The sequence below is a fragment of the Glutamicibacter sp. genome, assembly GCF_050701915.1.
Taxonomy (GTDB): domain Bacteria; phylum Actinomycetota; class Actinomycetes; order Actinomycetales; family Micrococcaceae; genus Glutamicibacter.
This window is the reverse complement of the sequence record NZ_JBOGEG010000016.1, coordinates 50,439-76,663: the sequence shown is the minus strand read 5'-3', so window position 1 is coordinate 76,663 and position 26,225 is coordinate 50,439. Positions and strand designations below refer to the sequence as shown.

General features: G+C 58.2%; 21 protein-coding genes, 1 tRNA gene and 3 riboswitches. Of the genes, 12 read left to right on the top strand and 10 right to left on the bottom strand.

What is annotated here, in order from left to right:
- Window positions 1–119 precede the first annotated feature (119 nt).
- The 4 genes from ACRDT3_RS11100 (at window position 120) to ACRDT3_RS11085 (ending at window position 4,005) form a co-directional block, all read left to right on the top strand.
- Complete coding sequence (locus ACRDT3_RS11100; protein WP_431493025.1) at window positions 120–818, top strand: metal-dependent transcriptional regulator; 699 nt, start codon at window positions 120–122, stop codon at window positions 816–818.
- A gap of 104 nt (window positions 819–922) precedes the next feature.
- Window positions 923–1,073, top strand: a riboswitch (cyclic di-AMP (ydaO/yuaA leader).
- A 4-nt stretch (window positions 1,074–1,077) separates the two neighbouring features.
- Entirely contained in the window at window positions 1,078–2,124 is a 1,047-nt protein-coding gene (locus ACRDT3_RS11095) for a M23 family metallopeptidase (protein ID WP_431493024.1), read from the top strand.
- A gap of 123 nt (window positions 2,125–2,247) precedes the next feature.
- A riboswitch (cyclic di-AMP (ydaO/yuaA leader) is annotated at window positions 2,248–2,418 on the top strand.
- Between the two features lie 3 nt (window positions 2,419–2,421).
- Window positions 2,422–3,279: a C40 family peptidase gene (locus ACRDT3_RS11090; protein ID WP_431493023.1), complete on the top strand. Its 858-nt coding sequence runs from the start codon at window positions 2,422–2,424 to the stop codon at window positions 3,277–3,279.
- A 456-nt stretch (window positions 3,280–3,735) separates the two neighbouring features.
- The gene (locus tag ACRDT3_RS11085; RefSeq protein ID WP_431493022.1) at window positions 3,736–4,005 is read left to right on the top strand and encodes an HNH endonuclease; all 270 of its coding nucleotides are present in this window, start codon (window positions 3,736–3,738) and stop codon (window positions 4,003–4,005) included.
- Between the two features lie 38 nt (window positions 4,006–4,043).
- On the opposite strand, the gene ACRDT3_RS11080 is transcribed toward ACRDT3_RS11085, so the two are convergent.
- Entirely contained in the window at window positions 4,044–4,454 is a 411-nt protein-coding gene (locus ACRDT3_RS11080; RefSeq protein ID WP_431493021.1) for an NUDIX hydrolase, read from the bottom strand.
- A 187-nt stretch (window positions 4,455–4,641) separates the two neighbouring features.
- On the opposite strand from ACRDT3_RS11080, the gene ACRDT3_RS11075 reads away from it, so the two are divergent.
- Complete coding sequence (locus ACRDT3_RS11075) at window positions 4,642–5,871, top strand: ROK family protein (RefSeq protein ID WP_431493020.1); 1,230 nt, start codon at window positions 4,642–4,644, stop codon at window positions 5,869–5,871.
- 122 nt (window positions 5,872–5,993) lie between these two features.
- On the opposite strand, the gene ACRDT3_RS11070 is transcribed toward ACRDT3_RS11075, so the two are convergent.
- Window positions 5,994–6,067: transfer RNA gene (locus ACRDT3_RS11070), tRNA-Arg, on the bottom strand.
- Window positions 6,068–6,134: 67 nt separating this feature from the next.
- The gene (locus tag ACRDT3_RS11065; RefSeq protein WP_431493019.1) at window positions 6,135–6,797 is read right to left on the bottom strand and encodes a hypothetical protein; all 663 of its coding nucleotides are present in this window, start codon (window positions 6,795–6,797) and stop codon (window positions 6,135–6,137) included.
- Window positions 6,798–6,881: 84 nt separating this feature from the next.
- Here ACRDT3_RS11065 and pcrA point away from each other — a divergent pair, with 84 nt between their 5' ends.
- The 3 genes from pcrA (at window position 6,882) to sucD (ending at window position 11,594) form a co-directional block, all read left to right on the top strand.
- Window positions 6,882–9,260 carry a DNA helicase PcrA gene (gene pcrA, locus ACRDT3_RS11060; protein WP_431493018.1) on the top strand — a complete coding sequence of 793 codons (2,379 nt, stop codon included), beginning with the start codon at window positions 6,882–6,884 and terminating at the stop codon, window positions 9,258–9,260.
- Between the two features lie 242 nt (window positions 9,261–9,502).
- Window positions 9,503–10,675, top strand: coding sequence for an ADP-forming succinate--CoA ligase subunit beta (gene sucC, locus ACRDT3_RS11055; protein WP_105659137.1), 1,173 nt, complete (start codon window positions 9,503–9,505; stop codon window positions 10,673–10,675).
- A gap of 16 nt (window positions 10,676–10,691) precedes the next feature.
- Window positions 10,692–11,594 carry a succinate--CoA ligase subunit alpha gene (gene sucD, locus ACRDT3_RS11050; RefSeq protein ID WP_431493017.1) on the top strand — a complete coding sequence of 301 codons (903 nt, stop codon included), beginning with the start codon at window positions 10,692–10,694 and terminating at the stop codon, window positions 11,592–11,594.
- 679 nt (window positions 11,595–12,273) lie between these two features.
- On the opposite strand, the gene ACRDT3_RS11045 is transcribed toward sucD, so the two are convergent.
- From ACRDT3_RS11045 to ACRDT3_RS11035, 3 genes are all read right to left on the bottom strand, one after another.
- Window positions 12,274–13,806: an MFS transporter gene (locus ACRDT3_RS11045; protein WP_431493016.1), complete on the bottom strand. Its 1,533-nt coding sequence runs from the start codon at window positions 13,804–13,806 to the stop codon at window positions 12,274–12,276.
- 576 nt (window positions 13,807–14,382) lie between these two features.
- Entirely contained in the window at window positions 14,383–14,667 is a 285-nt protein-coding gene (locus ACRDT3_RS11040; protein ID WP_431493015.1) for a hypothetical protein, read from the bottom strand.
- Window positions 14,668–14,829: 162 nt separating this feature from the next.
- Window positions 14,830–18,177, bottom strand: a complete 3,348-nt coding sequence (locus ACRDT3_RS11035; protein WP_431493014.1) for an SNF2-related protein — start codon at window positions 18,175–18,177, stop codon at window positions 14,830–14,832.
- A 122-nt stretch (window positions 18,178–18,299) separates the two neighbouring features.
- Here ACRDT3_RS11035 and ACRDT3_RS11030 point away from each other — a divergent pair, with 122 nt between their 5' ends.
- Entirely contained in the window at window positions 18,300–19,454 is a 1,155-nt protein-coding gene (locus tag ACRDT3_RS11030) for an LOG family protein (RefSeq protein WP_431493013.1), read from the top strand.
- Between the two features lie 63 nt (window positions 19,455–19,517).
- Here the strand turns inward: ACRDT3_RS11030 and ACRDT3_RS11025 are convergent, their stop codons facing one another.
- The 3 genes from ACRDT3_RS11025 to ACRDT3_RS11015 form a co-directional block, all read right to left on the bottom strand.
- The gene (locus tag ACRDT3_RS11025) at window positions 19,518–20,621 is read right to left on the bottom strand and encodes a VIT1/CCC1 transporter family protein (RefSeq protein WP_431493012.1); all 1,104 of its coding nucleotides are present in this window, start codon (window positions 20,619–20,621) and stop codon (window positions 19,518–19,520) included.
- Window positions 20,622–20,676: 55 nt separating this feature from the next.
- Window positions 20,677–20,943 carry a hypothetical protein gene (locus ACRDT3_RS11020; protein WP_431493011.1) on the bottom strand — a complete coding sequence of 89 codons (267 nt, stop codon included), beginning with the start codon at window positions 20,941–20,943 and terminating at the stop codon, window positions 20,677–20,679.
- Window positions 20,944–20,959: 16 nt separating this feature from the next.
- A riboswitch (SAM riboswitch) is annotated at window positions 20,960–21,073 on the bottom strand.
- Window positions 21,074–21,140: 67 nt separating this feature from the next.
- On the bottom strand, window positions 21,141–21,728 hold the full coding sequence (locus ACRDT3_RS11015; protein WP_431493010.1) for a DinB family protein: 588 nt from the start codon (window positions 21,726–21,728) through the stop codon (window positions 21,141–21,143).
- A gap of 136 nt (window positions 21,729–21,864) precedes the next feature.
- Between ACRDT3_RS11015 and ACRDT3_RS11010 the strand changes: the two genes are divergently transcribed.
- The 3 genes from ACRDT3_RS11010 to ACRDT3_RS11000 all read left to right on the top strand — a co-directional run bounded on the left by ACRDT3_RS11010 (window position 21,865) and on the right by ACRDT3_RS11000 (window position 24,620).
- Window positions 21,865–22,431, top strand: a complete 567-nt coding sequence (locus ACRDT3_RS11010) for a helix-turn-helix domain-containing protein (RefSeq protein ID WP_431493009.1) — start codon at window positions 21,865–21,867, stop codon at window positions 22,429–22,431.
- 136 nt (window positions 22,432–22,567) lie between these two features.
- Window positions 22,568–22,984 carry a hypothetical protein gene (locus tag ACRDT3_RS11005; RefSeq protein ID WP_431493008.1) on the top strand — a complete coding sequence of 139 codons (417 nt, stop codon included), beginning with the start codon at window positions 22,568–22,570 and terminating at the stop codon, window positions 22,982–22,984.
- 106 nt (window positions 22,985–23,090) lie between these two features.
- Window positions 23,091–24,620, top strand: a complete 1,530-nt coding sequence (locus ACRDT3_RS11000; RefSeq protein WP_431493007.1) for an APC family permease — start codon at window positions 23,091–23,093, stop codon at window positions 24,618–24,620.
- Between the two features lie 55 nt (window positions 24,621–24,675).
- On the opposite strand, the gene ACRDT3_RS10995 is transcribed toward ACRDT3_RS11000, so the two are convergent.
- A complete protein-coding gene (locus ACRDT3_RS10995) occupies window positions 24,676–26,211 on the bottom strand; it encodes a PucR family transcriptional regulator (protein ID WP_431493006.1) in 1,536 nt (511 codons plus the stop codon).
- Window positions 26,212–26,225 lie beyond the last annotated feature (14 nt).

Genomic DNA, 26,225 nt, shown 5'->3' with positions numbered 1-26,225 from the left:
TACGCCGAGGGCTTGGCGGGTTACAGAGCTTTCTGCAGCTCCGACCAAGTAGAGTGGGATATCGACGCCACGTAAATTTCGAGCGAACTTAATTGTTGTGACTTCCAGGAGCGACTGCCGTGTCTGATCTTATCGATACAACCGAGATGTATCTGCGTACCATTCTTGAGCTTCAAGAAGAGGAGATCGTGGCACTTCGCGCCCGAATTGCAGAGCGTCTTGGCCACTCGGGCCCGACCGTGTCGCAAACAGTTGCTCGCATGGAGCGCGATGGCTTGGTTATCGTATCGACCGACCGCCACCTTGCGTTGACCGAGAAAGGTCACGAATTGGCTACGGGCGTGATGCGCAAGCATCGCCTGGCTGAGCGTCTGCTGTCGGACATCATCGGCTTGGACTGGGAGTACGTGCACGATGAAGCGTGCCGCTGGGAGCACGTGATGAGTGAACGCGTTGAGCGTCGGCTCTTTGATCTTCTGGGCAAGCCAACTGTGTCGCCCTACGGCAACCCAATTCCGGGTCTGGAAGTGCTCGGTGGCCCTAATGTGGGCGAAATCTCACATGAAGTAGAGAATTTGGATGATGCTCTGCTTTCCGGAAACACCGGCCCGGTGGCGATTGAGCGTCTGGCCGAACCGATCCAAACGGACCCAATCCTGCTCGGACAACTGAACGAAGGTGGAATCCGCCCAGGCGCGATTGTCACCTTGGAGCGCGCCGACGACTACGTTGTAGTGCGCGTGGAAGGCATCGAAGGTGCGCTGGAGCTGCCCGTAGAGGTAAGCGCACACGTATTTGTAAAGTCCCGGAAAAGATAACGAAATTGTAACTTTCGCCGTTGACAGGTAGCGTTAAGCATTGGAGCTAGCGATCTAGCCGGCTCTATCCATTTCTGGTGCGACCGCCTAGTGTTGCCCTGCGCCAGAAACGGTCACCAAATCTTGAGGGCAATAACGGGGGACCCACTTTCCGGCGTGCAAACGCCTTGGGGTGAAGTTCTGCGTCTAGCAGGCCGGCTCATTCTCAATAGCCGAACCCGACAGCTAACTTCGTAGGCGCAACAGTGAGAGGAATGTTTTGGTAGAAACCAAGACTGCGGGACGTCGCCGCGCTGCCGACGTCGAAGTAGATGTGATTGCAGAAGTCACCGCTTCGACCGCTGAGCGTACCGGCGGGCGCCGAGCAGCACGTGCTGCTGCCACCGTCCCGATGATTGCACCGGTCAAGCCGGTACATGAAGATTTTGTTGGTCGACGATTCGACTCCATGCAGCGCTACGGCGTTGCTCCTGACCAGACCCTGCTGGCCGGCAAGAATACCGCGAGCAACGTCGTTGCACTGCCAGGAGCTGTTCAAGCGCCTGCCGGCAAGCCGGCCCCGGTTGAAGCCGCAGGCAATGTCGCATTCATTTCGAGCCTTAAGTCAAAGGTTCAGAAGTCCACCCACCGTGGATTCGCCCACAAGGTGGCTGCAGTAGCAGCCGTTTCGGGTCTGGCGCTTGCCGCCGTAACTCCGCAGCTTTCCGGCAATGGGGAAGAGAACAAGGCCGTTGAGGTTGCAGCTCAGCGCACCGCGACTTCCGCAGTTGTAGATGTAACTGCACCAACCGGAAATGCGGAACTGTCCGTGGAGCGCGCAGCCTTGACCTCCGAGCTGAACACCGAAGTTGCCAAGGAAGAGAAGTTCGCCGAGATCATGACCGCTTCGGGCGGTAGCGTCACGGCCATCAAGGACACCTCGGGCCTGCTCGGTGCACCGGTTACCACGAAGCGCATCACCTCGACGTTTGGGCACCGCAAGAACCCAACTGGTCCCGGCTTCATGATCCATAGCGGCACCGACTACGGCGTGCCAAGCGGTACCAAGGTTTACGCAGCAGCTGACGGCGTTGTGACCGTCTCGGGTTGGGCTGGGCACTCCGGCAACCGCATCACCCTTGACCACGGCAACGGCCTGGAAACCGGGTACAGCCACAACAGCCAGTTGGTTGTGAAGGTCGGTCAGAAGGTTAAGCGCGGTGACGTTGTTGCGTTGGCCGGCAGTACTGGCAATTCGACCGGACCTCACGTGCACTTCGAAGTGATCGTTGATGGTCAGTTCAAAGACCCAGCAGGTTGGTTATAACGACGTTCGTCACCATTCCGTGATCAAAACGTGACATTTCAAAAAACTTCCTATAGTCTTGTATGCGTGCCATGGGGATCCCTGGGCATCATTGCGTGAGAACCGAGCACTGCCAACACGCAATGAGTAGTTATACACAACTCGTACGGCAGTGGCGGGGGAACCAATATCGGGTCGTTAGTTTTGGCTAACAACCCTAGGGGTGAAGTGGATAGAGAAGGCAACTTCGAATCCACCGAGGTAACTCCACTTCGAACCCGACAGCTTACCTCGTAGGTATCAAGGAGAGGCAATATTTTGACCAAGAGTCATGCACGCGGACGTCGCCGCGCCGACGTACCACGCACCAATTCGCTACAGGCGATTTCACAGGCCGTAGCATCCAACGCTGGCTCGGTAGGCCGCCAGGCTGCCGTTGTCGCTGCAGCATCCGGCTTGATCGTTACTTTGGGTGTGCCAGGTCAGGCAACCGCCCCACGCGACGTTTCCGCATCGCCTGTTGACACTATCAACCCAGAGCGCGTTGCAGTCAAGGCAGTGAAGGTAGCTGCTGACAAGAAGGCTGACGTCGCAATCGAGCGCGCTAGCTTCACCGCGGAAGAGAAGCCAGAGCCTGTTGTCATTGCAGTTTCGAATGACATCACCCCAACTACCCGCAGCAGCAACTCGGGTAACGCTGAAGCCAGCAGCAACAGCTCGGGTACCTCTGATTCGATGGCCCCAATGACTCGTCAGAGCCGTTCGGGTGGACAGGAATCGGCCCCGCAGCAGAAGGCTCAGCCAAAGGCTGAAACTCCTGTACAGAGCTCCAACCTTTCCGGCATCGCAGGAACCGCTGCCAAGTATGTTGGCGTTCCATACGTATGGGGCGGCAACGGTCCAAGCGGTTGGGATTGCTCCGGCTTCGTCAAGTACGTATACGCACAGCATGGCATCAACATTGCTCGCGGCACCTCGGCTATCCTCGGATCCGGCCAGTTCGTTCGCACCAGCAACCCTAAGCCAGGCGACTTGGTATTCCAGAACGGTGGCGGCCACGTCGGCATCTACCTGGGTGGCGGCCAGATGATCGGTGCGCAGAACCCAACCGTGGACACCATGATCCACTCGGTTTCGCGCAACCCGCTGTACGGCTACTACACCTTAGCTGGCTAAGCTCCAAAGCTTTGCATAGGCCATCGGATGAGAAAGACATCCGATGGCCTATGTTCGTTTAACCAGATGAACTACGGGCATCAAAGCGATGAAAAGAAGACAATTTCTTGGTTAGGTACTCACCAATAATCCGAAGCATCGCATAGGCTAGCGCTTAGAGACACTCCGAGCAGAACGCGAGCTCCATCAATGCCAGATGGTGGCCATCGGTTCATGAAGGTAGTACGAGCAATGCGAACATTGGTATTAAACGCAGGATACGAACCACTAGCTGTTGTGACATTCCGTCGAGCACTAGTGCTCGTCATGACCGAAAAAGCGAGCATCGTTCTCCAAGATGATCTCGCCCCCGTTCGCAGTTCTCATGGAGACTTACCACGGCCAACTGTCATCGTTCTGAAACGCTATGTACGACGCCCTTACCGGGACATGCAACATGTCACCCGTAGGGGCGTTTTGCGCAGGGACGCTTTTACCTGCGCGTATTGCGGCAAGGCTGCCAATACGATTGATCACGTCATTCCCCGCAGCAGGGGAGGCCAGAACACCTGGGAGAACCTCGTGGCCGCTTGCCTGCATTGCAACAGCCGCAAAGCGGACAAGATGCTCTCGCAATTGGGCTGGCAATTGCGTATTACCCCGCATCGTCCACGGGTTGCTGGCCACCTGGTATCGGGGCTGCAGCATGTTGATGCGGCATGGGGCGAATACCTGCACGCAAGCTAGCCGCTGACCCGTCGCTTTTCGGCGAAACCCAGCGGCGCTTATTTCTTGCTGCGTTCAATGGCTAGCGGCAGGACGTGGTCGCGAAGCAACGGAGCTAGATCGTCGCGTTCTAAAGCCACCTGTGGATCGATCCACAGCAGCTCTTCCAATTCTGCTAACGGGGCGAGTTCGCCATCGAAGGCTGCACTGTATAAAGAGGCGTGAATCAGTGTGTCTGCCTCGTTGGCAGCCGGTCCGATCCATTCGCCATCGAATCGCAGCTCGTCAGCGGTGAAGCTGAGACCCAATTCTTCACGAATTTCTCGAATGATAGTTTGTAACGCTGTTTCCCCGGTTTCCGGTTTGCCGCCAGGTTGCATGAACTTCGTTGTTCCACGCTTGCGAACCAGGAGGATTTCTCCTTGGTTGTTGATTAAACAGGCCGCTGAGATCGTCAAATTTTTCTTCACTAAAACACAATATCGCGTGTTTATATGAGTTAGAGATGGTAACGTGCTTAATTGGATCTCCAACGGTTTTAGTTCTAGTTCATCATGGTTACTTTACTCGCAGTATCTAACCGAAGTATTGATGACTACCGAAAACGTTGGAATTGAAAGATCGATCCATCAACTTTACAGATCAATGGAGCAATAAATGCGACGGGGTACAAATCTAGGGCGCTTGGGAGACTTCAACCAAGCCGTAATTCTCGAGTCAATTCGACGGGCACCAGAAGGAATTAGCCGCGTTGAACTGGCCGGTTCGACTGGTCTGTCCCCACAGACCATTTCCAACGTCGTCCGCCGCTTGCTGGATGACGGAATCGTCCGAGAAGACCGCACTATCGTCTCCGGCCCAGGCAAGCCTCGCACCGTTCTGGAGCTCGAAGGCAACCGTCTCGTTTCCATTGGCATCCACCTCGACCCCAGCGTGCTGACCTTCGTCGCAATGAACCTGCGCGGTGAAGTTCTGCGCGAACGTCGCATCGAAGTTCCCAACCTCGAAGTAGCTACCGAAACTGTCCAGCTCATGGCAACCACCGTTAAGGAACTCATTGCTGAGATCCGTGTGCCAAAGAAGCACATCGTCGGTGTCGGCATTGCTGTTCCGGGCCCGGTAAACGTCGAAGAAGGAGTGGTGCTGAACCCGCCACTGCTCGATGGGTGGGCCGATGTTGAACTGGTGAACCCACTGCGTAAGTTGTTGCGCCTGCAGGTCATCATCGAAAAGGACACCATTGCTTCAGCAGTTGGAGAACTGTGGCAGTCCAAGGAAGAGAAGAACAACGATTTCGTCTTCATTTACTGCGGTCACGGCTTCGGCGCTGGTCTCGTATTCAATGGCGATGTCCACCACGGTGCGAGCAACAACGCGGGAGAAATCGGCCACTACTCGACCGGTTACAAATCTGTGGCCTGCGAAGAATGCGGTGCGGAGGATTGCCTCGCTTCCGGAACCTCCTACGAATTCATCGCGGCGCAGGCCAAGGAACGCGGGCTGGAACTGCCAAGCTACGAAATCGTTGGCCCGGAACAGCGCGCTGCCGGAATGAACCGCCTCTACGAGCTGGCCCACGAAGGCAACAAGGTCGCCAAGGAACTGGTCACCGAAGCCATGATCAAGGTTGGCGAAGTTGCCGGCCAGCTTGCAAACTCGCTGGACGTTCGCGAAGTCGTCTTCGGCGGTCCACAGTGGGAAAAGGTATCCGAACTGGTCGACGATCAAGTCCGCGACGCCATTGGCCGCCGCTTCGCTCTGCGCGGAGTGCATGAAATCGAAACCCGCACCTCCGAGCTCGGCTCCAACGTCGGCGCCATCGGTGGCGCTTGCGTGGTCATGGACGCTTCGCTGTCGCCGAAGGCGACCGCGCTGCTGCTGCGTTAAGCGAGACTCAAACCTAAACACTGCGGGTAGGTTCCGGATGGAACGTACCCGCAGTGTTTAATGCCGTAGTAACGACAAGAGCCTTATTTCCAGTCGGGAGACTGGAAACAAGGCTCTAATTGTGCCCCTGGCCGGAATCGAACCGACGGCCTACCCTTTAGGAGAGGGTCGCTCTATCCTACTGAGCTACAGGGGCATGGGCGTGAAAACACCAACAACACTATCTTACTAGGATGTCCGGGGTGTAATTCTCACGCACTGGCTTAAGCAGTACCCTCACGAATTGCGAGCATCTTTGCCTTGAGCGCGCGATTGGCACGGACAGCGCCAAGACCTACAACAAGGCCCGCAGTGATGATCAGCAGTGCCCAGCGGATGGTTGTGAGGATCGATGCCAAAACGACAGCACCTTCACTGAGGTCTCCAGTGAACAGGGCATCAATTGCGAAGTTCTCCCAAATATCAACTGCCGCGAAGCCCAGCGGGGCAACCCATGCCAGCCAACGCGTCTGGCGGTTAGGAATCCAGCGGATGAACAACAGCATGGAGAAGACAGCGGTAAACATCGGGAAGAGGAAACCAGCAGTCTTGTGCAAGTAGTTGAGCTGGCCAACAGCATCTTCATCCATGGCGCCCCGCAATGCTTCTATGTCGCTGACGGTGTAGCCGAAAATCCGCTGATCGGGCATCGCCAGAGAACCACTGAGGTCCTGCATCTGCACCATCGTGAGCAGATGGTAGTACGCGAATAGCGTAGCGCCTATGATCAAGCCCACCGAGATCAACAACATCGGGTTCGAACCGTTCTCGTGGGAAGTGCTTTGCACCTTGCCTGGCCCCATATTCACGCCATGCGGCTGGTTCGGCTGCTGGGCGAACTGCTGAGGCTTGCGATATTCTTTGCTTTTCCTGACCTTCTTTGCCATATCTTCTATTATGCCCGGCCAACTGCGTGGGCTTTCCCGCGCACACTGAAAAGTGTCCGGTGCTCCACGTAGACTGGCTACATCATGGATTTCCTTTTTGACGATTTCGCCCCGGATACCGCACAGCAGGTCATGCCCACTGCTGAGGAGCTTTTGGTCGGCATGAACCCGCAGCAGGAAGAAGCAGTTCGTTATGCTGGCGGACCGTTGCTGATCGTGGCTGGCGCTGGTTCCGGAAAGACCCGTGTGCTTACGCACCGCATTGCCTACCTCTTGGCGACCGGGCGTGCTCGACCACACGAAATCTTGGCGATTACCTTCACCAACAAAGCGGCTGCCGAAATGCGTGAACGAGCCGCTGAACTTATTGGCGACGAGCAAGCGAAGAAGATGTGGATCTCTACTTTCCACTCCTCATGCGTGCGTATTTTGCGTCGCGAGGCGGCCACCATTGGAATGAAATCAAACTTCTCAATCTATGACTCCACTGATTCGCTGCGCCTGATCACCTTAGTCGCCAAGTCCTTGGAGATTGACCCGAAGCGTTTCACACCGAAAGCGATTGCCCACAAGATTTCCTCGTTGAAGAATGAGCTGATTGACGATGAAGACTACGCGGCGACGAGCAATACCAATGATCCGTTCTCGCGAGCAGTTTCCGAGGTCTACCGTGGCTACACCCGTCGCCTGCGCGCTGCCAACGCCATGGACTTCGACGACCTGATAGGACAGGTTGTCTACATGTTCCGTGCGTTCCCGCGAGTGGCCGATAACTACCGCCGCCGGTTCCGCCATGTGCTCATCGACGAATACCAGGATACTAACCACGCCCAGTACTCTCTGGTGCGTGAACTCACCGGGGCCGAAGGGGATACCGTCCCTGGCGAGTTGACCGTTGTAGGCGACTCGGACCAGTCGATTTACGCTTTCCGCGGTGCCGATATCCGCAACATCGTCGACTTCGAAAAGGACTATCCGAACGCGGCAACCATCAAGCTGGAACAGAACTATCGTTCCACCCAGACGATTCTGTCCGCTGCCAACGAGGTCATCAAGCGAAACCCCGACCGCAATGACAAGAAGCTGTGGACTGCCAGCGGCGACGGCGAGAAGATCACCGGTTATGTCGGTGAATCGGAATCCGACGAAGCACGCTGGATTGCCGAAGAAATCCTGCGTTTGAATGATGACGAGGACGTCCGCCCAGGCGACGTGGCGATCTTCTACCGCACCAACGCCCAATCGCGTGCACTGGAAGAGCAGTTGATGCGCGTGGACCTGAAGTACCGCGTAGTTGGCGGCACCCGCTTCTACGACCGCAAGGAAATCAAGGACGCGCTGGCCTACCTGCGCGCCTTGGTGAACCCGGACGATGACATCAACGTTCGCCGTATTCTCAATGAGCCCAAGCGCGGCATCGGCGACCGTGCCGAAGGCGCCGTGGCAGCGTTGGCTGAACGGGATCGCGTTTCCTTCATGGACGCATTGCGCCGTTCAGATGAAGCACCGGGATTGGGAACCCGCGGAATCAAGATGACCGCTGCGTTTGTCTCAATGATGGATGACTTGAAAACCGTGGCAGAAGGCTCAGGCCCGGCAGAGGCCCTTGAAGCAGTGCTTGAGCAGACCGGATACCTGGAGACCCTTCGCCTCTCTTCGGATCCGCAGGATGAGTCGCGTGTGGAGAACCTTGCCGAATTGGTTGCCGTGGTCCGTGACTACGTGAACGAAGAACCAGAAGGCGGTCTCGAAGGTTTCCTGGAGCGCGTTGCCCTCGTAGCCGATGCCGACCAGATTCCAGAGGCTCCCAGCGACGATGAGGGAGCAGCGATGGCCGCGCAGGAAGGCGTGGTCACCTTGATGACCCTGCATACTGCCAAGGGCTTGGAATTCCCGGTGGTCTTCCTGACCGGCATGGAGCACGGTGTCTTCCCGCACCAGCGTTCAATGACCGACGAAAAGGAACTTGCCGAAGAACGCCGCTTGGCCTATGTCGGCCTGACGCGTGCCCGTGAGCGCCTGTACCTGACCCGTGCCGAACAGCGCAGCCTCTGGGGACAGGCCCAGTACAACCCTGCGAGCCAGTTCCTGGAAGAGGTTCCGGGCGAGCTGATCGACTGGAAGAGCGAGGGCTCTGGCGGAGGAATGGGCTTCGGTTTTGGTAACGCAGCGGTGAATTTCGCCACGAGCAGATATGAACGTGGCAGCCATTGGGGTGCAGGTTCGGCTTCGGCGCAACCGGAACGAGGGCACAACGCCGCTCCGATTTCCAAGAAGCGAGTTGTGCAGAATAAGGACATTACAATCCCTGAAGTCGGGCAAAATGTTAAACATTCCTCGTTTGGCTTGGGCACTGTTATTGCTTTAGAAGGCGCAGGCGACAAGACTGTGGCCAAGGTGCAGTTCCCGGACTCTGAAAAGAGACTATTGCTGCGCTATGCACCGCTGGAAATCGTGGACTAGTCAACCGGTCTTCCGTGTTTTCCACGTCACATTCGGATGGCTCCCGGCAGGGATCGCGAGTTTCTCTACGTGCTGTAAAAGTGGGAAGTTTGCGAAAGTCGGGATAGTCTGAGAGGTGCGCACGGGCTACGGCGCCTAACGACGTCCCGGTAGTTGCGGTGCGCTCTCTTTGGCATGGCATGGATTTCGGTCTGTGGCCGTGCCGCGAGTCAGCATGAACTTCGAACGAAGGACACAAACCCGTGGACCTGTATGAGTACCAGGCGCGCGATCTATTCGAGGCACACGGCGTTCCCGTGCTTGCCGGTATCGTCGCTTACACCCCGGAAGAAGCCAAAGCCGCAGCTGAGAAGATCGGCGGCGTTGTTGTAGTAAAGGCACAGGTCAAGGTTGGTGGCCGTGGCAAGGCTGGCGGCGTCAAGGTCGCTAAGACCGCCGACGAAGCTTTCGAGCACGCTTCCAACATCCTCGGTATGGACATCAAGGGCCACACCGTGAACAAGGTCATGATCGCTCAGGGCGCCGACATTGCTGAGGAATTCTACTTCTCCGTACTGCTGGACCGTGCAAACCGCAACTACCTGGCCATGTGCTCGGTAGAAGGTGGCATGGAGATCGAGGTGCTCGCAGTTGAGCGCCCAGATGCTCTGGCGAAGGTTGCCGTTGACCCAATCGTAGGCATTGATGCTGCGAAGGCCGCTGAAATCGTTGAGGCAGCCAACTTCCCTGAAGAGCTGCGCGCAAAGGTAGCAGACACCATCCAGAAGCTCTGGGTTGTATTCAAGGAAGAAGACGCCACCCTCGTAGAGGTAAACCCACTGGTGAAGACCGGTGCCGGTGACATCGTTGCACTGGATGGCAAGGTTTCCCTCGACGACAACGCATCTGAGGTTCGCCACCCGGCTCACGAAGAGCTCGAGGACAAGGGTGCAGCCGATCCACTGGAAGCAAAGGCAAAGGCCGCTGGCCTTAACTACGTCAAGCTGGACGGCGAAGTAGGTATCATCGGCAACGGTGCTGGCCTGGTCATGTCCACCCTGGACGTTGTCGCCTACGCTGGCGAGAACCACGGTTCGGTCAAGCCTGCTAACTTCTTGGACATTGGCGGTGGCGCATCGGCAGAGGTCATGGCTAACGGCCTTGACGTCATCCTGAACGACCCACAGGTCAAGTCGGTCTTCGTCAACGTCTTCGGTGGCATCACCGCATGTGACGCTGTCGCAAACGGCATCGTTGGCGCGCTGAACACCCTGGGTGACGCAGCGAACAAGCCACTGGTTGTCCGCCTGGACGGCAACAACGTTGAAGAGGGTCGCGCCATCTTGGCCGAGGCCAACCACCCGTTGGTCACCCTGGCAGCAACCATGGATGAGGGCGCCGACAAGGCTGCCGAGCTCGCCAACGCAGCGAAGTAAGAGGGATAAGCGAACAATGAGCATTTACCTGAACAAGGACTCCAAGGTCATCGTCCAGGGCATCACCGGCGGCGAAGGCACCAAGCACACCGCCCTGATGCTCAAGGCTGGCACCAACATTGTTGGCGGCGTTAACGCCCGCAAGGCCGGCACCACCGTGACCCACGGTGACAAGGACATCAAGGTCTACGGCACCGTGGCCGAGGCCAAGGCCGAGACCGGCGCAGACGTATCGATCGTCTTCGTTCCACCTAAGTTCACCAAGGACGCAGTCGTTGAGGCTATCGAGGCTGAAGTTGGCCTCGTTGTAGTCATCACCGAAGGCGTTCCAGTACAGGACTCCGCTGAGTTCTGGGCTCTGGCCCAGTCGAAGGTTGACGCCGACGGCAACCAGATCACCCGCATCATCGGCCCTAACTGCCCAGGCATCATCACCCCAGGTGAAGCACTGGTTGGTATCACCCCGAACAACATCACCGGCAAGGGCCCAATCGGCTTGGTTTCCAAGTCCGGTACCCTGACCTACCAGATGATGTACGAACTGCGCGATCTGGGCTTCTCGACCGCAATCGGCATCGGCGGTGACCCAGTCATCGGCACCACCCACATTGATGCGCTGGCCGCTTTCGAAGCTGATCCAGAGACCAAGGCCATCGTCATGATCGGTGAAATCGGTGGCGACGCTGAAGAGCGTGCAGCTGATTACATCAAGGCCAACGTCACCAAGCCAGTAGTTGGCTACGTGGCTGGCTTCACCGCTCCTGAAGGCAAGACCATGGGCCACGCAGGCGCCATCGTTTCCGGTTCGGCTGGCACCGCCCAGGCGAAGAAGGAAGCGCTGGAAGCTGCAGGCGTCAAGGTCGGCAAGACTCCTTCGGAAACTGCTGTGCTGCTGCGCGAAGTTTACGCAGCTCTCTAAGCTGACGCTGAACTAGGGCTGATGCCCGGAATCATAAGCCGGGAACGAACGGTCGTCGCTTCTCCTGAATCTTCAGGAGAAGTGACGACCGTTTCGCATTTAACAGAAGGGCACTAATCAATTCCGGAGACTAGTCAGCAGGCTGGCAGGACTACTCGACTCCTGGACAGCAAGAAAAAGATAATGCCGATGAAGTGCGCAGAGCTGTCGGACCAGCTCTTGCGTGCTTAGCATTAGCCCTGGCGCAGCCATCGTCTCGACTGGGACAACCTCGATGAACTGCTGGCTGCTGTCAACGCCGTCGCCAAGGATGAGGTTGTAGGACAGCGTCACGATGCCAATGAGGGGTACGAAGCAATGACCCAAGGGCTCTGGTCAGCCTGCCGGGCTCTTTGGATATCCGGCGGCGAGCCCGCTGACCTGCACATGGAGCATGGACTGCTGGAATGGGCAGCAAAGCCGCTGCACGCTGGATTTCGGCACCTGGTCCGACTCTGAATTCGGAATCCTTGACTGCAATCTGGCGCTGGACCCGAATAGGCAACTGGCTGCACGTGGCGCATGCGGAGCCTACTGGCAGGTTTCCTGGTCTTCTAGGCGGACAGAACAATAGTGGGGCTAGTTCTTGCGCAGAACTAGCCCCACCATCGTCAGCTGGCCTATTGAGATGCTATTTGGCCTAAGACTGCGTGGCCTTCTCCGCTGCAATCTCCTGCTGGTAGTTCTCCTCCAGGGCAGGAACCTGCTCGAAGATTTCTTCAACGTCCAGATCAGGATTTTCTTCCTGGGTTGCAACCAGCTCTACGGCTTCTTCCTCGGTGGCCACCGATGGCAGCGAACCTGGAAGCGGTTTGCGTGCCGATTCCTTCAAGAAGCAAACTGCGATGATGCCGGCAACCGAAGTGCCCATAACCCAGAAGGCCGGTGCCAGAGACGAATTGGTCATGGTGACCAGCGCCTGCATGATGAACGGTGCGAACCCGCCAAAGATGGCTACGGCGAAGTTGTATGAGATGCCCATGCCACCGTAACGCGAAGCGGTTGGGAACAGCGCTGGCAACGACGAAGCCAAATTGGCAACGTAGAAGGTGACGGGGAACGCCAGCAAAGCGAGGCCCACCAGGGTGGACCAGACCTGACCATGCATCATGAACAAGAAGGACGGAATTGCCAGGACAACGGCCGAAACCGAACCAATGAACAGGACCTTGCGGCGGCCTACGCTATCGGACAGCTTGCCCGCCAGCGGGATGCACAAGGACATGCCCACCAAGATCGGCAGGGTCAGCAGATTGCCGTGCACCGGATCGTATTTCAGCGTTTCGGTCAGGTACGTGGGCATGTAACTGGTCAGTGCGTAGCCCGCAGTATTGGCGGCCGATACCAGTACGAACCCGGTGAGCAATTCGCGCCAGTAAGCCTTCACCAGATCGATCACGCTCTTCGGAGCATCGGCAGAGTTCCGTGCGTCCTCGCTAGCGCGATTAGCGGCTTCCTGGGCTTCCTTGAAGGCAGGAGTGTCTTCGATCTTGGAGCGGAACCACAGTGCGATAACACCCAGCGGAAGAGCCACCAGGAATGGAATGCGCCATGCGAAGCCTTCCATGACATCGTCGCTCAGGGTCAGCTGGAGGATGGAGACGAAGGCGGCGCCCAGGGCGAAGCCCATGTAGGAGCCGAGATCCAATAGCGAGGCGAAGAAGCCGCGACGCTTATCCGGCGCGTATTCGGTAATGAATGTAGTAGCGCCGGCGTACTCGCCTCCCGTGGAGAAGCCCTGCGCAAGCTTCAGCACGACTAGGAGAATTGGTGCTGCTACACCCCATACCGAGTAATCCGGAAGGATGCCGATACCAAAAGTGGCCGCTGCCATCATGAGCAGGGTGAAGACCAGGATCTTCTGGCGTCCAACGCGGTCGCCCAGCTGTCCCAGAATCACGCCACCAAGCGGGCGGGCAACGAAGGTAACGGCGAATACGCCAAGGCTGAACAGGGTTTGGAATGCGGGTTCTACAGTGTCGGGCATGAAGAGCTTGCCGATAATCACTGCAAGGTAGCCGTAGACACCTACGTCGTACCATTCCATCAAGTTGCCAACGACGGTACCGCCGATGGCTTTCTTGAGCATCGAATCATCGACAACGTTGACGTCTTCAACCTTCAGCCGACGTTTTCTCAGGAATCGCTGCTTCCGTGTGTTTCTTGCTTCCATAGTTTCACTCCTCATATCTTTCTTGATCCTGTCTCGGTGCCGGCGACCATCTTCATCCACAAGATTGAGGAGCGAATTAGCTGCTCTTTGAAGCTGGTTGCGGTCGCCGTGTGACTCGTCGAAATCGATAGATTTCTACTCAAAAATCCGGCAAAAAACCGGCATTGAGCGATGAAACGCTTAAGCGGACAATCATTAAGTTTACCAAAAATTGGATTAATTCCCTGATCGAGGGGCTCTTCCGGGGGCGGATGTGCGCCTAGGGGAACAATCGAATCGTGCGTGGGCCTACCGCCGAATACCCACGGAAGCATGGGGCAAACGAGCAATTGGCGTAGTTGTGAATCGAGGTGCCCGAAGAGCGGAAATTGTGTCGAAGGACTCGGAGTGCCATAGGCTGAAAAATGGCGAATCCACGCGAAATCGGCGCTCTTGTAGGTCCGGAATCGGGCGGCAAATCAGGGTTGTCGACGGTAAAAACGCGTGCTGTTCAGCAGTGGCCAGCGCCAAGTCCATGGGGCACAAAAATGCCCCAAGGTTGCCGGTGGGCAGCTTGGGGCAAGTAGTCGAAGAAGGCTAGCCGCGGAGGCCGGCTGCAGCTTCAGTATCGACTCTCAGGAAGGAAGAGCCGATGGCAGCGAAAGCGCCAGGGATCAGGAGCATTCGATGCTTCGGGTTGTAGAAAATCTCTTCGAGCGGGGAAGCCAGAACTCTGCGAATCTTTTCCAGGAGCCGGTCGTTTTCCAAGGACAGGCGTTCCTGTTCGGTTTCAATCACCACACGATCCTTGTCGATACTCACCGATGCACTCATCCAGTCATCATCGGGGGTACTGGGAGTCTCCGATTTAATCAGGGACACGGTTATTACCGCCTTTGTCGTTCGTATCACCCGGACGAGGATCCGTCTGGGCCCTTGCCCGACGAGCGCACTATGTGTGGCGTAGCGCACAACATCGGACATTTTGAATATACAGGGTTTTACTGACAGCCGCCTGCTAAGACGGCTGATTTAATCAACCTGTTACTCAAGTAGTCCTCGGATATCTTGGGCGGTCAAGGCCTTGGAGAATCCATCGGCCTCATCCATCACTGTCGAGATCAGCTTGCGTTTGCTTTCCTGCAGCGCCACAACCTTCTCTTCGATGGTGCCCTGAGAAATCATTCGGTACACCATCACCTGTCGAGTCTGGCCGATGCGGTGCGTACGGTCGATAGCCTGGGCTTCCACGGCTGGGTTCCACCATGGATCCAGCAAGAAGCAGTAGTCCGCCTCGGTCAGGTTCAAGCCGAAGCCACCGGCCTTCAAGGAGATCAAGAACAGCGGAGCTTCGCCTTCCTTGAACTGCTCGATGACCTTGGCACGGTTGCGGGTATTGCCATCCAGGTACACGAACTTCACGCCGCGCTCGGTCAGCTTGTCGGCCAGCACCTTCAGATACGAGGTGAACTGGCTGAAGATCAGCGCACGGTGGCCTTCGCCCACCACGTCATCGAGCTGGTCGAAGAGTGCTTCCAGCTTTGAACCCGGTACTTCCGACAGCTCTGGATCCACTAGTGAAGGCTCCAAGGCGAGCATGCGCAGATGCGTCAGCGACTGGAAAATGGTGAAGCGGTTGCGGTCCAGGTCTTCAACCAGGTGCAAGATTTTCTGGCGTTCGCGGTTCAGATGGGTGTCGTAGACATGCTGGTGTTCTTCGGACAGGCGCACCAGAAGCTGTTGCTCCTGCTTTGCGGGAAGATCCAGCACCACAGATTCCTTGGTGCGGCGCAGCATGAATGGCTTGATGCGACGCTGCAGCAATGCAAGGGTTTCCTTGTCGCCCAATACCTCGATAGGGCGGGCGAACTGGCGATTAAAGCGTGTGGTGTTCAGGAACAACGCCGGAGCAACCAGCGACAGCAAAGCACCGAGCTCGGAAAGGTTGTTCTCCATCGGCGTACCAGTGACGGCCAATTTGAAATTGGTCTGCAGGTTCACCGCGGTGCGGTGGGCCTTGGTGGATTTGTTCTTCACGAACTGCGCCTCATCGAGGATCAAACCGGCAAAGCGCTGCGCCTCGTAAATCTCGTCGTTCAGTCGCAACAGGGTATAGGTCGTGAGAATGACATCGTAATTCTCGGACAGTTCCTGCAGCTGCCGTGGCGAAGGCAAAGTCCCCTCGACGCTGACTACCCGCAAGGATGGGGCGAACTTGTTGATTTCCATTTCCCAGTTGGAAACCACGGAACTCGGGGCAACTACCAAGAACGGCAGGCGGGTACGCTGGGTTGCTGGCAGTTGAGCACAGGCCTGAGGATCAGCCCAGAGCTTATGGGCATGGAGAATCAGGGCAATCGTCTGCAAGGTTTTACCCAAGCCCATGTCATCGGCGAGGATGCCGCCAAAGCCGCCTTCATACAGGCGAGTCAGCCAGTGGAACCCCTCAACCTGGTAAGGGCGCAGCTGGGCGTTCAGCGTGTTCGGCACCTGAGCATGGTGAGCCTCAGCGACCTTGAGCAGCGAACGCATACGTGCGATAAACAAGTCCGCGCCGTCAATGCCTTCAGCCATCTCATCAAGTTCTTCGAACAATGAGATTTGGAAGACCGTAAGCTTCAGGTCTCCCTCCTTCGGCTTGTCATTCATTGCCTGGGCCTCGTCAACCAGCGCCTTGAGCTTGGCGAACATGGGGTGATCCAACGAGAACCAAGTGTTATCCGGCAGGCGGAGCTTCATCTGGCCATTGCTCATGGCCTCGACGATCTGCGAGAAGGGAACCTCGTGATTGCCCACGGTGATCAGCAAGCCAAGATCCAGCCAGTCGGTCCGTTCGTGATTCACGGCGCTGATCTTCAGCTGAGGAAGTTCACGCAGCTGACGGAATGTTGGCCGGGTGCCCCTTTCAACCAGCCTGACCTCTGGAATGCGTTCCAGCGCGGGGAGGATCTCGGTGACGAAATCGATGGTGTCATCGCGGGCATAGAACTTTGGCGACAGGTTGGGATTGCCGCCTTCCTCATGAACCAGGAAAACTTCATGCACTGCGGACTGAAGCAGTTCTTCGGCCTCAAGGTCATACACTTCCTGGTCGCCAGGGATCCCCGGGTAGCGGATCTGGAAGTCCAGCGCAACGGTGTCATTCGGTTCGTTTTTCTCGTTGAATTCGCGCTTGTAGACCACGGTCGCCTGCACATAGGGCGGTTTCAAAGCCGGCAGGGCCAGCTCATCGCTAACGCTGCGCAGCTCGAAACGGCGAGCCAATCGCGGGTAGGAGGACTCGAAGAAATCGTTGATCTCCGGCTTAGGCACGGTGACCGGGCGGCGGTCAACATACCAGCGGCGATGCGCGTCAGGAATCGGCTCAACGCTTGGCGCGAGCCAAATTTCATCGGGCTGAGCCAGCTGGGCATAGAAACCATGCTCGGCGATGACACCGCTTGGCGCCTCCGGATCAAGAATGAGGTCCTGGTTTGCAATGTGCAGGACACCGTCCAGCTGCAGCCGTCGCTCATCCAAGGAGGCCTGCATGCTGAAGCTGGCTGGAGCAACAATGCGCACGCGCTGCTCGGATCGGGTGGTGATCAGTGGAATTCCCAGCTCATCAGCCTGCTCAAGCAGTGGCCAGAGCAGCTCGGAAGCATACTCGTCCAGGAACAGCCAGTCTTCATCCACCTTGAATTGCAGCTGGCTGTCGCTGCGCGCCATGGAAGCAAAGCGGGTAAACCAGTGGTGCTGAGCCCGCAACAGGTTCCAGCCATAGGTCTTGAAACCCAGGGTAGTCCAGCGAAGCTGTCCACGGACCCAACGGCCTTCGGTGTTGCGAACCATTGGGCGAACTCCCAAGCGGAAGCGCTTATTGCGGGTCGGGTGCGGGATGGTTCCGGTCGGCATCCACTGTTGCTGCTGCGTGGTGTCTTTCGAATCGAAGAGCAGGAACTGAAGCGCCATCGGCACCACCGGATCGTGCTGTGAACCGAGCAGCCCATCGGCCGGACCTGGCTCGGACTCTTCAAACCATGAATCGATTTGTTGCGACCAAACGGTGTTCGGCTTCTCTTCCTGGGCAGGCAGGGCGCGTGGCTGGGAAGCGATCTTATTGGAGACAATAGCCAGTGCCGCGATGTGCGAACAGATACCGGGTGCGTCGCAGGTGCACTCGCAAGATTCGATCTTCCACTCTCCACCGTCCAAGAGGACCTGAATCATCGGAGAGTATTCTTCGCCAGAATCGGTGACAGTGCCTTCGATCTGTTGGGTGCTTTCATCGAATTCCACGTCAACCACGGAATTTGCTTCTGCAGCCAGGTTCTTTCCATAGAAGAAAGGAACGTTGCCCAGAAAAGCCAGTAAGTGGCGGGCATCAATGGTTGGTGGAACAGATTCAGTCATCCTCTCATCGTTTCACGTTCCGGGCCGTCGCGAAAGTTGAAGGGCCTTTCTGTGAATAATCACTATCTATGACGTAGCGTTGACGCATGTCCCAAGTGTGGCCTTACCTTCCAGCACGAGCAGTGAACATAACGTCGCTTGTTGAATTCGACCGTCTCGCGGCTGAAGCGCTGGCTTCCCACCGCGCACGCGGAAAAAGCTGGCGAGTGCACCGCGTTGATCTGCGCGAACGAGATACCGTGCTGAAATCCTTGGATCTTTCCGAAGCGCTCTTCATCGATTGCCAGTATTCCGCCCAGGGACAGCAGATAGTGCAAGCCACTGGCGGGCTGTGCATGAGCTCGGGGGAGGAGCTGCCTTTCGAAACGGGGGCTCGCGGTCTGTATTCGGCACATGAGTTGTACTCGGGGATTAGGACACAGACCTACCAGCATGTACCTGATGCGAAGATATACGCGTACTCCCAGCAGCATGCAGCGGTGAATTCCAGTGGCGATAACAGTGCGCTGGCTAAGACCCTGCACGATCACCACATTGGCCAGGCGCTGGTCTCGGCGGTGTATGAGGGCACGTTCAAGGAAACCCCGATTATCGGGGTGATGGGCGGGCATGCGATGAGCCGGGGCACTGCGCAGTATGCGCAAGCATTGGAGCTGGGGCGCATGATTACCCGGGCGGGCTACGCGGTGGCCACCGGTGGAGGTCCTGGCGCGATGGAAGCCGCCAATGCCGGTGCGTGGATGGCCGACTACGGGCAAGGAGATGTTGCTACGGCATTGCAGATGCTGGCTGAAGCGCCGGATGCGATTCATCAGCGCACCGGCTGGGCGAGAACTGCGCTGATGGTGAAGGAGCGTTTCCCCAGCCAGCGGCAGTCCTTAGGCGTGCCAACCTGGTTCTACGGTCACGAGCCGCCGAATCTGTTTGCCACCCAGATTGCCAAGTTCTTTACCAATTCCATTCGTGAAGCGATTTTGCTGGAACAGTCCAACGGCGGGCTGATAGTTCTGCCCGGGGCCGCTGGCACGGTGCAGGAAATCTTCCAGGATGCCTGTGAAAACTACTACGCCACCGGTGCCCGCGTGGTGCCGATGGTGCTGGTTGGCAAGGACTATTGGACCAGGGATCTGCCTGCTTGGCCGCTGCTTCAGGCCTTGGCCAAGGAACGTGTCATGGAGCAGAAGATTGCTCTGGTGGAAACCGCCGAAGAAGCGATGGCGTTCATCCAGTCCATGGAAACCCTGCGCCGGCGTACTCGGCGGCCGGAGGACAGCTAGATCACGGCATGGAAAATGCCGGTACAGTCAAAGCTGTACCGGCATTCGGTTCGTACCGGCCGACTAGCTGATGCTGACGTCGAAGATCAGGCCCAAGCAGTAGGTTATGGCCGCTGCGCCCCAGCCGATGGCTAGCTGGCGCAGGCCGCGTTTGAGTGGGGAGGCCCCGGAGAGCAGGCCCACGATCCCGCCGGTGATCATCAGGGCCAAGCCCACCAGGACTACCGAGACGATGATCGCGGTCATGCCGGACAGGCCAAGGACATATGGCAGGATCGGCACCACAGCGCCGGAAGCGAAGAGGATGAACGAGGTGGCCGCCGCGCCGGTGGCCGACCCCAGTTCCTGGTGCTCCTTCTCAAGTTCTTCGCCGCGGCCTTCGGGGTTCAACGAGAAGTCGGGGTTGCAATCGCAGGTGAACAGGCCCATGCGTTCTGCGGCCCGGTGCTCGGCATCTTCATCGCTCATGCCGCGGGCCTTATAGATCAGCAGCAGCTCGTTGGCGTCCAGATCAAGGTTCGGGGCCGCGGTCAGCGTGACCTGGGTTGGACGTGAAGCGGTCAGCAGCTCGCGCTGGGAACGCACCGAAACATATTCGCCAGCTGCCATTGACAGTGCACCGGCCAGCAATCCGGCAACACCGGAGAACAGCACGAAAGTCGCTGAAACACCGGTCGCGCCGATACCCATGATCAGCGCCAGATTGGAAACCAGCCCGTCGTTGGCGCCGAAGACCGCAGCACGGAAGTTGCCCGAAAGGCGCGCCCGGCCTGCTGTAGCTAGTGCGCGCACGACTTCTTCGTGGACCTGTTCGTCGGCCGCCATCTGCGCGGTGGCGTCCTTGTCGTCGCGGTAGGGCGAACTGCTCTCGGAGCGCTGGGTCATAGCCAGGACGAAGACCGAACCGAAATGCAATGCCAGGAAACGCAGCATCGTGCGCCGCAGCGACGGGCGGACTTCCTTGACATGTTCGCCGAGCAGGACGCGCCAGTGGGATTCGTGGCGCGCTTCCGCCTCTGCCAGGCCCAGCAGGATTTGCCGTTCCTGCCCGCTTTTCTTTTCCGCCAGGGCCCGGTAGATGGAGCCTTCGGCGACTTCATCAGCGAGATACTTGCGCCATCGCTGGATCTGCGCTTTGGTAGGTTCGGTTGCTGAGTGCTGTGACATCGCGAAGATGACTCTCCTGGAACGTGGAGTTTCCCAATGAAACCCGTGGATCGGATCAACTACCCAGTTTAGTCAGGGCTCCTGCACTTGGGAATTTGGCAAGACTAAAAGCAAATCGCTTGCCCGCAGGATCTCCGGCTACCGGCACCACCAGCAGCAATTCAGAAGTGGCCGGATCGAAGGTCGGACGGCGGGCACAACGAGCAATGAGCCGTTCAAGCCTGAGTGGATCTGCAACGTAGCGGGTGCGCCAGCGGCCTTCGGCCTTGAACTGCACCTGGCCGGTCTGGCGGTCGATGACGGGCAGAATCGGATATGCCATGGGAGGTCAACTCTCTTGCGAGCTCTTGCCCGTGCACCTGTTGATGCGCGGACCGCTTCCTCATCCGAACCACCCATGAACTTGGGGTTGGTGCGCGGCCAGTCGGAGCTTGGCGCCGCGTCTCGTGAAGCAACATTTCCGATGGTACCGCCGCCGGTCGGGCCCGGTGAAGTCCCAATGCGTAATATGACTGCGGGTCAGCTGCCCGGGGCAAAGGCATTGGCCAGTTGCTGCAGCTTCTCGCGTTGTTCGGCCCATTGCCCAGCGGTGTAGTCGGGCAGCAAATCCAGTTGCGCGGTCCAGCCAGCGCGGCCATCGAGCTGCTCGCGAATAATATCCAAATGCCCTGCATGCCTGGAGGTCTCGGCGAGCGCATGGATGAGCAGGTGATCCAAGGTGGTATTCCCGGCTGGCCCCCACCACGGCACCTCCACGGGGCAGTCCAGGGGCAGGGTGCTGATGGCCGCATCCGCGAAGGCGATGGCTTTCCGATAGAGGCCGATCAGCTGTTGGGCACGCATGTCTGCTGGCGGAAGGAAATCCGCGTCGGGATCATGCGGTGCTATGAACTCGCGAACGTAGCGGTCATCGGCCTTGCGCTTGAGGCAGGTGCCGAAATATTCGTATTCATTGATCGCCAGATGGTGCAGTACACCCAGAATATGGGTGCCAGTAGGGGTGAGCGGGGTGCGGGCCAGGTGCTCGGCGAGGCCTTCTGCCTTGAAGATCGCATTCTCGCGTGCGTCGTTCAGGTACCCGCAGAGCTTGTCCTTGGTGCTGTCCATGGACAGAGTCTAGTGACCGTGGTGGGTCCGCGGTAGGGGCGCCGTGTGTTTACCATTGGTAAACTTGCCCCGCAGGCCTTGAAGCCAAAGTGGTTGCAGTTGTTGCTGCTGCAAAAAACGTCGATGGAGCCAAACGATGAAAACCTTGCCAGTTGAACCAACCGGTGCTGCGATCAACATCGGCGCGAGGCTGCGCGGGGTGCGCCAGACCCAGCGTATGACCATTGACCAGGTCGCCGAGCTATCTGGACTGACCAAAGGTTTCCTCTCACGTGTCGAGCGCGACCTGACCAGCCCTTCGGTTTCGACCCTTTTGCGGTTGTGCGAAGTGCTGGGCATGGAGGTCGGTACCCTCTTCGAGGTTCCAGAAACGAAACTGGTCCGACTGGAGCAGGCTCCCCGTGTCTCCCTGGGTGGTGACGGCATCACGGAGCAGTTGGTCACGCCGCGTAGTGAAAAGCGGGTGCAAATGATTCGTGCTGAGATTGCGCCCAAAGGCACCGGTGAAGCAGAACTGTATTCGGTGGATTGCGAGCTGGAAGTGCTCCACGTGATCGCTGGAAAATTCATCCTGGTATTGCCTGATCAGCGCATAGAACTCGAAGCAGGCGATACGATAACTTTCCCGGGGCGTGAACCGCATAGCTGGGAAAACGATTCTGATGAGGTAGCTGTGGTTACCTGGACGCTGATCCTCGCATAACGCCAATCCCATGCGCCTGCTGCCAGGGCGCGGCATGCGCAGTGCGGCTGCGCGTTCGTCTGCGGGGAGATAAACCGCGTATTCTAGGAACGATGCGTTGTTCCGGGCGCTCGGAACGATGAGTGATGGGAGAGGCGTGAGGACAGGCGAACCAACCGCTGCGCAAGATCAACTGCGCAGTATCAGCTGGTGGGCTTCGATACTTTTCGGCGTTCTTATTGGCACCACCTTGACCTGGATCCGCACCCAACGCAATTTCTTCTTCATTGGCGCCGCGATTCTGGCCGTCGTCATTGTCACCATTGGCGTGCGAACGATTCGTCGACGTGCACGCTTCCCGCTGATGGCGCAGGCGCGCACCTCGTGGGTCTATGTGCTGTGGACCGGTGTCCTGCTCATCCTGGCCGGACCGATCCAGCTGGTGTACGTAGCCGATGACCTTTCGGAACTGACTATCAAGTCGCTGGTAATGTCCGCAGGCTTCTGCCTGGGCATTCATGAGGTCGACCGCGCGCTGGTGAAAGCCAGCAAGAAGCGCTCCGACGAGGACTAGCCTTCCGATTTGGGCGAAATAGCCTGAAATGTAGTCAAAACATCCAATACCCTTTGGCGCGGTTTTGCATAGTGTGATCCTGATCAACTTTCCAGAAGGGGTTGCCATGTCAGGAAAAACCGCGAAGAACCACACCGCAGAACCAGGACTCAAGAAGGTCCTTGGCCGTTGGGACGCCTTGGCCATAGGCGTTGGCGCGATGATCGGCTTCGGGTGGGTCGTGCTCACCGGCGACTGGATTACCACCGCCGGTCCACTGGGAGCCACGCTGGCTATGCTGGTTGGCGGTGGCATCATGGCCGTAGTCGGCCTGACCTATGCCGAACTAGTTGCTGCCATGCCGAAAGCAGGCGGTGAGCACAATTACCTGCTGCGCGCGATGGGTGCCCGCTGGTCTTTTGCCGGTTCCTGGGCGATCGTCGGTGGCTACATTACGATCGTGGCCTTTGAAGCAGTGGCACTGCCCAAATCCGTGCTCTATCTCTTCCCGGACCTTTCGCAAATCAAATTATGGGAAATCGCTGGCTCCGAGGTCTACCTGACTTGGGCGCTGGTCGGGGCCGCCGGTGCGATAGCGATTACGTGGATTAATATCCGCGGCATCAAAACCGCCGGTGTCGTGCAGACCTTCGTGGTGCTCTTCCTCTTCGTCATCGGCGCAATGCTGCTTGCTGGTGCCTTCACCGCAGGCGAGAGCAGGAATATGGAACCATTCTTCGAAAACGGGGTGGCCGGCTTCTTCGGCGTGATGATCGTGGTGCCGTTCATGTTCGTCGGCTTCGACGTGATCCCGCAGTCCGCCGAGGAATGCGACATCGCCCCGCGAAAAATTGGCAAGTATGTGGTGATTTCGGTGCTTATCGCCACCGCCTGGTATGTGGGGATCATCCTCGCCACCTCATCGGGAATGGGCGCTTCGGCGCTCGCCGGATCCGAACTTGCCACTGCCGACGCGATGGGCGCACTGTTCAATTCCGAAATCATGTCAAAGGTGCTGATCGCCGGCGGCATTGCCGGCATCCTCACCTCGTGGAATTCGCTGCTGATGGGTGCTTCGCGACTGATGTACGCGATGGCCAGTTCAGGAATGCTGCCGCGCTGGTTTGCCTACCTGCATCCGAAGCACCGCACACCGAGCCACGCACTGCTGTTCATTGGCGTGCTCTCCATGCTGGCTCCATTCTTCGGCACCGCCATGCTCGGATGGTTGGTGGATTCCGGTTCGCCGTCGATCGTGATCGCCTACCTTCTGGTGGGTGTGGCGTTCTTGATTCTGCGCCAGCGCGAACCGCAGATGCAACGCCCGCTGCGCGTGGGCGGTGCGGGAAACGGCGGCAAGGTCATCGGCGTACTATCGGTGGTCTTCTGCGCCGGCCTGATCTCGCTGTATCTTCCGGGAATGCCGGCGGCCATCGGGTGGCAGCCGTGGCTGCTCTTCGCCGCTTGGTGGATTCTTGGCATAGCCTTCTTGTTGCGGGTGCCACGCGGGGTTGCTCCGGGCGAATTCGCGGAAGAGGAATTGCTGCAGAAGTTGAGCATCCGCCAGCAGGCCAAGCTCGGTGCCACCGGCCCGGACGCTGCAGCAGTGCGCCGCGCCAATGCGCCGCGCGATAGCCCAACTCGGCTCAAGGGCTGAAGTCCGCGCCTAAGGCACGTCGCGGGATCCGGCTATTGCCGGTACTGCGGCGTGCCTATTTCTGTGCCCGGCGCAGGGCCATCCAGAGCGAAGCAGCGACATCCGGATCATCAAGATTGGCGCCCAGCAATTCTTGCGCCACGGTGATGCGGTGGCGCAAGGAATTTCGGTGAATGCCCAATTCGCGGGAGGCTTCTTCCCAATGGCCGCGATGGCGCAGGTAGGAGGTGACCGCCGAGAGCAGATCGGCGCGCGCGTACTCTGCGAGGGCCTTGACCCAAGTCTCTGCACTGGCATCGAAGCCCGGGGTGCCGCAGGCCATGGTCCCAACCGGGATAGCGTCCAGAGCTTGGCGCAGAGCAGGTAAATTGGCAGGGATTTCGGCCAAGTTCAATGGTTGGGAGAGCACGGCGTGGACCTCGGGTGCGGGGGAATCAAATTGCTCACAGGCCATCGGGCTCGTTGCATGTGCAGCCTGCGGTGCCAATGCCTCATCGATGCCAGGATTTTCCGCCGGTTCGGGAAGAACCAAATAATGTGCGGCGCCGTCCTCGTAGTGAAGCTGGCACTCGCGTACCGCTGCAGCGACATCGGGCAATGCGGCGGGGCGCGCCAGTGAAGGTATCGCATGAAGTGCGGTCGCGGCATCGGTATCGGCGCCTGTCCGGTACAGCAGGATTCGCACACGAGTAGGGATTTGGCCCAATCCGGCTTCTTCCCCGACCAGGCGTGCCGCCTCTGGTTGGCCATGCAGCAACAATTTGGCGGTGGCCGAGCTGAGCGCGTTATGCGTGTTGGCAGCCAATTCCCGTTGCCTGGCGCGCAAGGAGAGCAACGTGCATGCCGTCATGATGATCTGCCGGTCGGCCTTGGTCGGCCTGCGCCCTGCGGCAACTCCGAGATATCCGTGGACTTTGGTTCCGGACAGGATGGGATAGAGCACGACTTCGTGGCCCTGGATCTCGAAGGTGGATGCCGAGGGCATGCCATTGCGCCGGAAGCGCATGGATTCGTGGCGGAGTTCGCCTAGGAACGCTTCGGCTGATGCCGGGTAGTAGGTTGCCGGGCGGGTATCGACGGAAAGATAGGCGGCCCAACCGTTCAGAGCCTCAGCCAAACCCCGGACGACTGCGTTGATGGCATCCGGGCGTACCGCGGCTCGCGCCAGGGCAGTCTGGGTGCCCAAGGAGCCCATCAGGTCCGAAGCCTGATCGCGTGAGGCCAGACGCCAGTAAGCCCGTGAAATGTTCTGGAATGGCACTTGGTCCGGGACGATGCCCAGCTCTATGCCGGCAGCGTTGCAGGCTTCGATGACGTGCGCGGGCACCGTGCGAAGCCATGGGCCCAGCCCCAGGCCCAGGGCGCAGACCTTTTTGTCCTGCAACCGGCGCATGTATGCGTGGGAGGCTTCCTCGCTCGCGGCGAATGGCATGCCGGTGGTCAGCAGCAGCTCGCCGCCGTCCAGATAGGTGGTGGGATCCTCCAGCTCAGAGACATGCACTCCGCTGACCGGGATGGCACGGAAGGTTCCGGTGCGGGCGGGGAAGAACTCGGGGCCCAGCTCTGTGCCCAGCTGCAAAAGCGTAATCATTGGGTAAATTATCC